Source organism: Stenotrophomonas sp. YIM B13575 (assembly GCF_042787595.1).
Lineage (GTDB): Bacteria > Pseudomonadota > Gammaproteobacteria > Xanthomonadales > Xanthomonadaceae > Stenotrophomonas > Stenotrophomonas lactitubi_B.
The window spans coordinates 1-8,205 of the sequence record NZ_JBHZOP010000015.1 but is presented as its reverse complement, the minus strand read 5'-3'; the positions used below and the strand labels follow the sequence as shown (position 1 = coordinate 8,205).

Annotated in this window: 8 protein-coding genes; 5 read left to right on the top strand and 3 right to left on the bottom strand. The window is 67.0% G+C overall.

Annotated elements, in window-relative coordinates; translation table 11 throughout:
- Positions 1-336: 336 nt before the first annotated feature.
- Positions 337-1,326, top strand: a complete 990-nt coding sequence (locus ACFX4F_RS03940) for a fumarylacetoacetate hydrolase family protein (RefSeq protein ID WP_380652525.1) — start codon at positions 337-339, stop codon at positions 1,324-1,326.
- A gap of 14 nt (positions 1,327-1,340) precedes the next feature.
- The gene (maiA, locus tag ACFX4F_RS03935) at positions 1,341-2,009 is read left to right on the top strand and encodes a maleylacetoacetate isomerase (protein WP_380652522.1); all 669 of its coding nucleotides are present in this window, start codon (positions 1,341-1,343) and stop codon (positions 2,007-2,009) included.
- Positions 2,010-2,042: 33 nt separating this feature from the next.
- On the opposite strand, the gene ACFX4F_RS03930 is transcribed toward maiA, so the two are convergent.
- The 3 genes from ACFX4F_RS03930 to ACFX4F_RS03920 all read right to left on the bottom strand — a co-directional run bounded on the left by ACFX4F_RS03930 (position 2,043) and on the right by ACFX4F_RS03920 (position 6,022).
- A complete protein-coding gene (locus tag ACFX4F_RS03930; RefSeq protein ID WP_380652519.1) occupies positions 2,043-3,494 on the bottom strand; it encodes a UdgX family uracil-DNA binding protein in 1,452 nt (483 codons plus the stop codon).
- Between the two features lies 1 nt (position 3,495).
- Complete coding sequence (locus ACFX4F_RS03925; RefSeq protein ID WP_099820403.1) at positions 3,496-4,779, bottom strand: putative DNA modification/repair radical SAM protein; 1,284 nt, start codon at positions 4,777-4,779, stop codon at positions 3,496-3,498.
- 115 nt (positions 4,780-4,894) lie between these two features.
- Positions 4,895-6,022 carry a PilT/PilU family type 4a pilus ATPase gene (locus ACFX4F_RS03920; RefSeq protein ID WP_099820402.1) on the bottom strand — a complete coding sequence of 376 codons (1,128 nt, stop codon included), beginning with the start codon at positions 6,020-6,022 and terminating at the stop codon, positions 4,895-4,897.
- A gap of 121 nt (positions 6,023-6,143) precedes the next feature.
- Here ACFX4F_RS03920 and ACFX4F_RS03915 point away from each other — a divergent pair, with 121 nt between their 5' ends.
- The 3 genes from ACFX4F_RS03915 to ACFX4F_RS03905 all read left to right on the top strand — a co-directional run bounded on the left by ACFX4F_RS03915 (position 6,144) and on the right by ACFX4F_RS03905 (position 7,950).
- Complete coding sequence (locus ACFX4F_RS03915) at positions 6,144-6,509, top strand: DUF4398 domain-containing protein (RefSeq protein WP_099820401.1); 366 nt, start codon at positions 6,144-6,146, stop codon at positions 6,507-6,509.
- Positions 6,506-7,390, top strand: a complete 885-nt coding sequence (locus ACFX4F_RS03910) for a hypothetical protein (RefSeq protein WP_380652514.1) — start codon at positions 6,506-6,508, stop codon at positions 7,388-7,390. Before ACFX4F_RS03915 ends, ACFX4F_RS03910 begins: the two co-directional genes overlap by 4 nt.
- Before the next feature lie 323 nt (positions 7,391-7,713).
- A complete protein-coding gene (locus ACFX4F_RS03905) occupies positions 7,714-7,950 on the top strand; it encodes a YdcH family protein (RefSeq protein ID WP_099820399.1) in 237 nt (78 codons plus the stop codon).
- Positions 7,951-8,205: the final 255 nt, after the last annotated feature.

Sequence of the window (8,205 nt, the reverse complement as noted above, 5' to 3'; positions counted from 1 at the left end):
TTGGCGACCTGCAGTTTGAATCGAGCTTCGTACCTGTTCATGTATCCCTCGGGGTTGGATCTGGCGTCCAACTCCCGGGGGTCACTTCATGGATGGGTTCACGGCGTGTCCTGCAGGCCCACACCGCCCCGCCCAACCCACAGAAAACCCAGAGCCGGCTGTTGCCGTTGCTCCGGCCGTTGCTTTGGCTTTGGCTCCGGCATCTGCAGGTGCAGGGCGCAGCCCTGCCTGACACCCCCACTACGGTAGGGTGGGCCGATGCCGCGCTGCAGCTTGGCTGCACCGGATATTTGATTACACTTGAAACTTGTTTGCCCACGACTCCGGACACCCACCATGAAGCTTGGTTCCTTGAAGGAAGGCGGCCGCGACGGCACCCTGATCGTCGTCTCGCGTGACCTGCGCCACGGCGTGCGCGCCACCGGCATCGCCGCCACCCTGCAGTTGGCCCTGGAGGACTGGAGCCATCTGGCTCCGCGCCTGAATGCCCTGTATGACTCGCTCAATGCCGGTGACGCCGATGGCGTGTTCGACCTGGACCCGCAGGCCCTGGCCGCGCCGATGCCGCGCGCCTATGAATTTGTCGATGGCAGCGCCTACCTGCCGCACGTCGAGCGCGTCCGTCGCGCCCGCGGCGCCGAGGTGCCGGAGAGCTTCTACAGCGATCCGCTGATGTACCAGGCCACCAGCGCCGGCTTCTATGGCCCGCGCGACGCGGTCAAGGTGGTCAGCGAGGACTACGGCATCGACCTGGAAGCAGAGATCGTGGTGATCACCGACGACGTGCCGATGGCGTCCACCCCGGAGCAGGCCGCCGGCCACATCCAGCTGATCGGCCTGGTCAACGACGTCTCACTGCGCAACCTGATCCCGGGCGAGCTGGCCAAGGGCTTCGGCTTCCTGCAGTCCAAGCCGCGCTCGGCGTTGTCGCCGGTATTCGTCACCCCCGATGAGCTGGGCGCTGCCTGGCAGGACAGCAAGGTGCACCTGCCGCTGCTGACCCACATCAACGATAAGTGGTTCGGCGCGCCGGAAGCCGGTACCGACATGCAGTTCAACTTCGCCCAGCTGGTCGCGCACGCGGCAAAGACGCGCCCGCTCAGCGCCGGAACCATCGTCGGCTCGGGCACCATCGCCAACGAAGACACCAGCAAGGGCGCGTCCTGCTTCGCCGAACAGCGCGTGGTGGAAACCCTGCGCGACGGCAAGCCGAGTACGCCGTTCATGTCCTTCGGCGACGTGGTCCGCATCGAAATGCTCGATGCCGCCGGCAACAGCATCTTCGGTGCGATCGAGCAGCGCATCGAACAGGCGGCCAAGCCCTGAGCATGGAGGCGGCGATGGAGATTCCGGTCGACGACGGCATCGTGCTGTACACCTACTGGCGATCCAGCGCCGCCTACCGCGTGCGCATCGGCCTGGCATTGAAAGGCCTGGCCTTCGAAGCACGCCCGGTGCACCTCGTGCGTGAGGGCGGTGAGCAGCACCATGACGCCTACCGCGGGCTCAACCCGCAGCAGCTGGTGCCGACGCTGCTGCACGACGGTCACGTGCTGACCCAGTCACTGGCGATCCTGGAGTATCTGGAAGAACGCTTCCCGCAGGTGCCGCTGCTGCCGGCCGATGCCGCTGGCCGTGCACGGGTGCGGGCGCTGGCGCAACTGGTGGCCTGCGACATCCACCCGATCAACAACCTGCGGGTGATGCAGTACCTGGAGCGCGATCTGCAGTTGCCTGCCGATGCACGCACGCAATGGACGCTGCACTGGATGGCCGAAGGCTTCGCGGCAATGGAGACGATGCTGGCAGCCAGCGCGGACACCGGCACGTTCTGCCACGGTGACCGCCCGGGTCTGGCTGACATCTGCCTGCTGCCGCAGCTGTACAACGCGCACCGCTTCGGCCTGGATCTGGCGCCGTACCCGATCCTCCGCCGGATCGAGACCGCCTGCCAGCAGCTGGACGCATTCACCGGTGCACGCCCGGAAAACCAGGTCGACGCCGCCTGACGTGCCGCTGTGCTCGCCGGGCATGGCCCGGCGCTACCGGTCTCCGGCGCGCGCGGAATCGGCCACCAGCAGCTGCCGCAGGTCATCGCGGAACAGCCTGTAGGCGTCCTCGCGCCGCGCTTCATCCTTCTGCCGCAGCACCCAGGCCGGATGCACCGTGGCGTAACCACGGGTGCCATCGTCCAGCACGTGCCAGCGACCACGGTCGTGCATCAGGTTGAAGCCGCTGCCGAACAACGCGGTCGCTGCGGTGGCACCCAGGCAGACGATCACCTGCGGTTTCACCCGTGCGATCTCGCCCTGCAGCCACGGCCGGCAGGCGTGTACATGGCGACTCTCAGGGCGCTTGTGCAGGCGAAGCTTGCCGCGCCGTTCGTGGTGGAAATGCTTCACCGCGTTGGTCAGGTACAGCGTGCTGCGTTCGACGCCCAGTTCCTGCAGCGCGCGGTCCAGCAGCTTGCCGGCCGGGCCCGCGAAGGGACGGCCACTCAGGTCCTCGACATCGCCGGGCTGTTCGCCCACCAGCATGATGCGTGCATCGGCACGACCTTCGCCGAACACGGTCTGGGTGGATGCCTCCCACAACGGACACTGCCGGCAGACGGTCGCCTGCTGGCGCAGCGCCTGCAGGCTGCCATCGTCGGCAGTGGCATCGGCTGCACCGTTCTGCCGCGCTGGAATACGCCGTTGCGGCGCCTGTGCCGGCCGATCGTGCATCTCCTGCACGCGGCTGGCTGCATCGCGGACAAGGCCAGGCAACAACTGTGCTTCGGGAAGGTGCTTCCAGTACCGCGTGGGCATTTCCTGCTGCATCATCCGCGTGTTGAGCCGCGCCGGATTGAAGATGCTGGCGTAATAGGTCTGCCACAGCGTTTCGCGTGCGTCTTCGGCGGGGGCATCCTGACGGGTGCCGCCATCGCCGAACCATAGCGCGCTGCCATCCCACTGCACGCTGCGCGTGGGCGTCAGGATCGCCCAGCGCATGCCGGCGAAACGGCGGGCGAAGAACGGTGCAACGCGGTCGACGATGTTGTGATCGGGCTCGAACCAGGCGATGAACGCGTCGGTCTCGCCGGGCACCTCGCGGAAGCGCACGAAGGCCTTCATCTTGTGCGTATCGCGGCGCACCGCCTGCGCCAGCGCCATCAAACGCAGCACATCGGCATCGGCCGGATTGGACAGCACCGTGCGTTCGCCGTGGGCGATGCGCCACAGCAGGCGGTACAGCAGCGGCAGGCGCTGCGGATCGCGATGGCACAGGCAGGTCGCGGCCAGTTCCACGAAGTCGCGCGGCACGTTCGGTGCGATGGCACCGTCGGGCAACGGCGCCTGTTGCACCGCCGGCGCATCCAGCAATGACGGCTCGGAATCCACCCGCCAGTCCAGCTGTTCAGGGCGCACGCCGCGCAGCAACGCCTCCCGCGCCGCGTTGCGCCAGGCGTCCAGTGACCACGGCGGGTCCACCCGCAAAGACCAGCGTTGCATCTCAGGCAGCGGGCGCGGCATCGAACAGCGAGCCCTGGCGGGGTGGTGGGGCCAGCTTCGCGCGCAGTGCTGCCGGATCATCCAGCGCGCTGCGGGGATGGTGGTCGGCCAGTTGTACGAACGGCAGCAGCTTGCTCATCGGTGCCTTCAGCCGGGCCAGGTCGGCCACGCGCAGACGACCGTGGCGGCGTGCCATCAGCACGCGCTTGACGTTGCGCACGCCCAGCCCGGGCACCCGCAGCAGCAGCTCCTTCGGTGCACGGTTCAGGTCCACCGGGAAGCGCTCGGGATGGCGGATCGCCCAGGCCATCTTCGGGTCGATGTCCAGGTCCAGCATGCCGCCCTGGGTGGTGTCGGTGATCTCCTCCACGCCATAGCCATAGAAGCGCAGCAGCCAGTCGGCCTGGTACAGCCGGTGCTCGCGCTGCAGCGGCGGCGGTTGCAGCGGCAGCTGGCGGCTCGCATCGGGAATCGGGCTGAAGGCGGAGTAGTACACCCGGCGCATGCGGTAGTTGCCGTAAAGGCTGTCGGCGCTGGTCAGGATCTGCTGGTCACTGGCACCGTCGGCGCCGACGATCATCTGCGTGCTCTGCCCGGCCGGTGCGAAGCGGGGCGGGCGAGGGCGCGCGCTGCGGCTGGCAACCGGCGCGGTCACTGCCGGTGCCTTGCGGGCCTCCTTGGCTTCTTCGATGCGCCAGCGCAGCTCCCCCATCGCGCCGCGGATCGATGTGCTGGTCTTTTCCGGGGCGAGGGTGGCCAGGCCCGCCTCGGTGGGCAGTTCGACATTGATCGACAGGCGATCGGCGTAACGACCCGCAGCGGCCAGAAGCTCTGGCGATGCCTCGGGGATGGTCTTCAGGTGGATGTAGCCGGCGTACCGATGCTCCTCGCGCAGCCGTCGAGCCACCTCCACCATGCGTTCCATCGTGTAGTCCGCATTGCGGATGATGCCGCTGGAAAGGAACAGGCCCTCGATGTAGTTGCGCTTGTAGAAGTCCAGGGTGAGGGTGACCACCTCGTCCACGCTGAAACGCGCGCGCTGCACGTTGCTGGACACCCGGTTCACGCAGTAAGCGCAGTCGTAGACGCAGAAGTTGGTCAGCAGGATCTTCAGCAACGACACGCAGCGGCCATCGGGCGTGTAGCTGTGGCAGATGCCCATGCCTTCGGTACTGCCGATGCCGCCGGAGGCGCGCGAATCGCGCTTGCCCGCACCGCTGGAGGCGCAGGAGGCGTCGTATTTTGCGGCGTCGGCAAGAATGGCCAGCTTGCGTATGGTTTCCATTGAAGAAACCTACGCACGAGGGGTCTCATTGGATGAGACCGCTCCTTAATCCTTCAGGATTCCGCCGGGCATGGCCCGGCGCTACCGATGGGTCCATGCGCGGCGTTCGGGCGGCTCAGAACCCGTGGGTGATCGACGGTGCTGCCGCCGAGAAGTCCGCGTACGGATCATGCTCGCCGCTGCCGCCTTCGGACAGGCGGAACTTCAACGCCAGGCCATCGCGGGAGTCGGCCGCACGCAGGGCCTCTTCCTGATCGATGGTGCCGGCCTTGGCCAGGCGGAACAGGCACTGGTCGAAGCTCTCCATGCCTTCTTCCAGCGAGGCTTCCATCGCCGCCTTGATCTCGTGCACCTGGCCACGTCGCAGCAGGTCGCGGATCATCGGCGTGTTGATCAGTACTTCGGTGGCCGGCAGGCGGCGCCCCTCCTTGTTCTTCACCAGGCGCTGGCTGACCACCGCACGCAGGTTCAGCGCCAGGTTCATCAGCACGTTCTTGTGGGCGCTTTCCGGGAAGAAGTTGAGGATGCGCTCGATGGTCTGGTCGGCGTTGTTGGAGTGCAGGGTGGCCAGGCACAGGTGACCGGTTTCGGCGAAGGCGATCGCCGCCTCCATCGTTTCCGCATCCAGGATCTCACCGATCAGGATCACGTCGGGTGCTTCACGCATCGCATTCTTCAGCGCGTCGTGGAAGGTGTGAGTATCGAGCCCGACCTCGCGCTGGTTGACGATCGACATCTTGTGCTTGTGCAGGTACTCGATCGGGTCCTCGATGGTGAGGATGTGGCCGGTGGTGGTGCTGTTGCGGTGATCGATCATCGATGCCAGCGAGGTGGACTTGCCGGAGCCGGTGGACCCCACCACCAGCACCAGCCCGCGCGGGGTCATGATGACGTCCTTCAGCACCTGCGGCAGGTTGAGCTCTTCGATGCTCGGAATCCGGCTGCGGATGGCGCGGATGACCATGCCCACTTCACCGCGCTGCTTGAACACGTTGACGCGGAAACGCCCGGCATCGGCCAGGGCGATGGCCATGTTGAGCTCCAGCTCGCGCTCGAACTGGGGCACCTGGCCCTCGTCCATCAGCGAGTAGGCGATCTTCTTCACCATGCCCGGCGGCAGGCCGGTATTGCCGAGCGGATACAGCTTGCCCTCGATCTTGATGTACACCGGCGCGCCGGTGGTCAAGAACATGTCCGAAGCGTTCTTTTCGGTCATCAGCTTCAGGAAGTAGCCGATATCCATTGCGAATTTTCCCCAACGAAACTGCCGGTGCCCGTTGCAAGCACGGTACCGGCTTGACGACAATGGCCGCGAACCGACAACCGGTACGGCCTCCCCAATGAAACGACTTAGCTTCGCACGAATGCGCCACAGCCTGTATGTGATGGCGTTTGCATTCGCACTCTCTGCCCCCGCCTGGGCGCAGGACGGCGCGTTGGAACTGGCGCAGGCCCGGCAGGCGGTGGACAAAGCCACCCAGGCCGATGCCGACCAGTACGCCCCGGACCTGATCGGGCTGGCCCGTCAGGGACTGGAGCAGGCCCAGCGTGCCGCGGGCGACCGCCGCGAGCGCAAGAACGCACCGGCCCTGGCCCTGCGCGCTGCCGTTGACGCCGATCTGGCCCGTGCCCGCAGCGAGGAAGCCACGGCGACCGCACAGCTGCAGCTGCGCCGCAACGAGGTCAACCAGCTGCAACGCCAGTTGTCGACCGGGGAGGACCGCCGATGAAGACGATCTCCGCCCTGACCCTGGCCACGCTGCTGGCCCTGCCGGCGCTGGCCCTGGCCGCGGACAACCCGATGGTCGGCCAGCTGAGCCAGCGGCTGATGGCGATCCAGGCCAATCCGGACACCGCCGAGCTGGGGGCCTTCGAGCGCATGCAGGCGCAGCAGGCCATCGCCACCCTGGAGAAGGCCAAGCGCCGCGACCAGGAGCTGGCCACCTACCTGGCCGAGCGCCGGGTCGAGATCGCCGAGACCGCCGTGCGGGCCGCGCTGGCCGCGCGTGAGGTCGACCGCCTGGAACGCACCCGCAGCGACCTGCTGATCGAAGCCAGCCGCCGCGACGCTGCCCGCGCCCGCCAGGAAGCCGAGCAGCTGCGGATGCAGGCGCAGATGCAGGCAGAAGAGGCCGAACGCCTGCGCCAGGCGGCCGAGGCCGAAACCCTGGCCCGCCAGGATGCCGAGAACGCCCTGACCAGCGTGGCCGGCAAGCAGCAGCAACGCCTCAGCAGCGCCCAGCAGAATGCGGCCAAGCTGGCCCGTGAGGAAGCCGAGCTGGTGTCCGGGCAGAAGCTGCCGGGCTCGAAGTTCGATGGCCGTGGCGAGGTCTTCACCTTTGCCGGTGACGCCTACGCTGCCGGGGCCTCGAGCCTGTCCGGTGGCGCCCGCAATCAGGCCAAGGCCCTGGCCGAGTACGTGAACATCGGCAAGAAGGGCAGGATCCGCATCGAGGCCTATGACAGTGCCAATGGCGTCGGCCAGAAGCGGGCCGAGGCACTGCGCGATGCGCTGGTCTCGGCCGGCGTCGCCAGCAGCCGGATCCAGGTCGCGGGCAAGAAGGCCGCTTCCACCCGGGCCCGCTCGGCCGAGGTCGTCATCGCCCCGTAATTGCTTGATATTGTTTGTTTTTCGTTGTGTTGAGTATTCAGCCTGAACCCCGCCTCGGCGGGGTTCGGTCTTTTTGCCGCAGGGGCTTGAACCCCGTCCAGAGCAAGCGTAGGGTCAATTGCCCGGGACGCAATAACGCGGACCGGACGATGGGAGGGCCGGGCCGATGCAAGCAGGGCGCGAACCGCAGCAGATCGACGTGCGCAGGCCAGTGCCGCACGGCGTTGTGGGCACCCATGTGGGCATCGACCGGCACTCCTCCATGAACAACGCCCCGTGCCTTGCGGCCGGGGCGTTCGTGTATCTGTCGAAGGAGGTCCATCATGTTTGAAGATCAGCCCCAGAGCGAGATCGACGCCCGTCGCGCGCGCGATCCGGAGTTCCGGGCACTCCATGACCAGCACCGCAAGTTGAACAAGAAGTGCATGGATGCGGAGTTGGGTGTACTCCCGATCGATGATGTCACCCTGGGTCGAATGAAGCGCGAGAAGCTGCTGGCCAAGCAACGCCTTCTGCGAATGTACGAAACACCGCTCGCAAACTCGTCCCCCACGCATTGACGCACCCCCGTCGTGCCCGGAATGGCATGACCCGGCCATCGATGGCCCCGCCAGGCACTCCTGACCTGGCAACGCGGCGCCGCTGAACACAGGCGTCGCGCCAAGGCACCACACGCGGTGGTGCCTTGGCCCTGCAGGCACGTCCCCCGATGCGGGCGGTACCGGTCTCCTCGTCGATCCGGGGCCGTCCGCATCCCTTTTTCCGCGCGCCGAGCGGGTGGGTGCCGACCGTTGGTCGGCACGCCTCCCGCCGGG

Excerpts from the sequence above, each read along its gene's own strand:
- ACFX4F_RS03905 (WP_099820399.1), top strand. The coding sequence starts at position 7,714 with ATGTTTGAAGATCAGCCCCAGAGCGAGATCGACGCCCGTCGCGCGCGC.
- ACFX4F_RS03925 (WP_099820403.1), bottom strand. The coding sequence starts at position 4,779 with ATGGAAACCATACGCAAGCTGGCCATTCTTGCCGACGCCGCAAAATAC.
- ACFX4F_RS03915 (WP_099820401.1), top strand. The coding sequence starts at position 6,144 with ATGCGCCACAGCCTGTATGTGATGGCGTTTGCATTCGCACTCTCTGCC.
- ACFX4F_RS03940 (WP_380652525.1), top strand. The coding sequence starts at position 337 with ATGAAGCTTGGTTCCTTGAAGGAAGGCGGCCGCGACGGCACCCTGATC.
- ACFX4F_RS03920 (WP_099820402.1), bottom strand. The coding sequence starts at position 6,022 with ATGGATATCGGCTACTTCCTGAAGCTGATGACCGAAAAGAACGCTTCG.
- ACFX4F_RS03930 (WP_380652519.1), bottom strand. The coding sequence starts at position 3,494 with ATGCAACGCTGGTCTTTGCGGGTGGACCCGCCGTGGTCACTGGACGCC.
- ACFX4F_RS03910 (WP_380652514.1), top strand. The coding sequence starts at position 6,506 with ATGAAGACGATCTCCGCCCTGACCCTGGCCACGCTGCTGGCCCTGCCG.
- maiA (WP_380652522.1), top strand. The coding sequence starts at position 1,341 with ATGGAGATTCCGGTCGACGACGGCATCGTGCTGTACACCTACTGGCGA.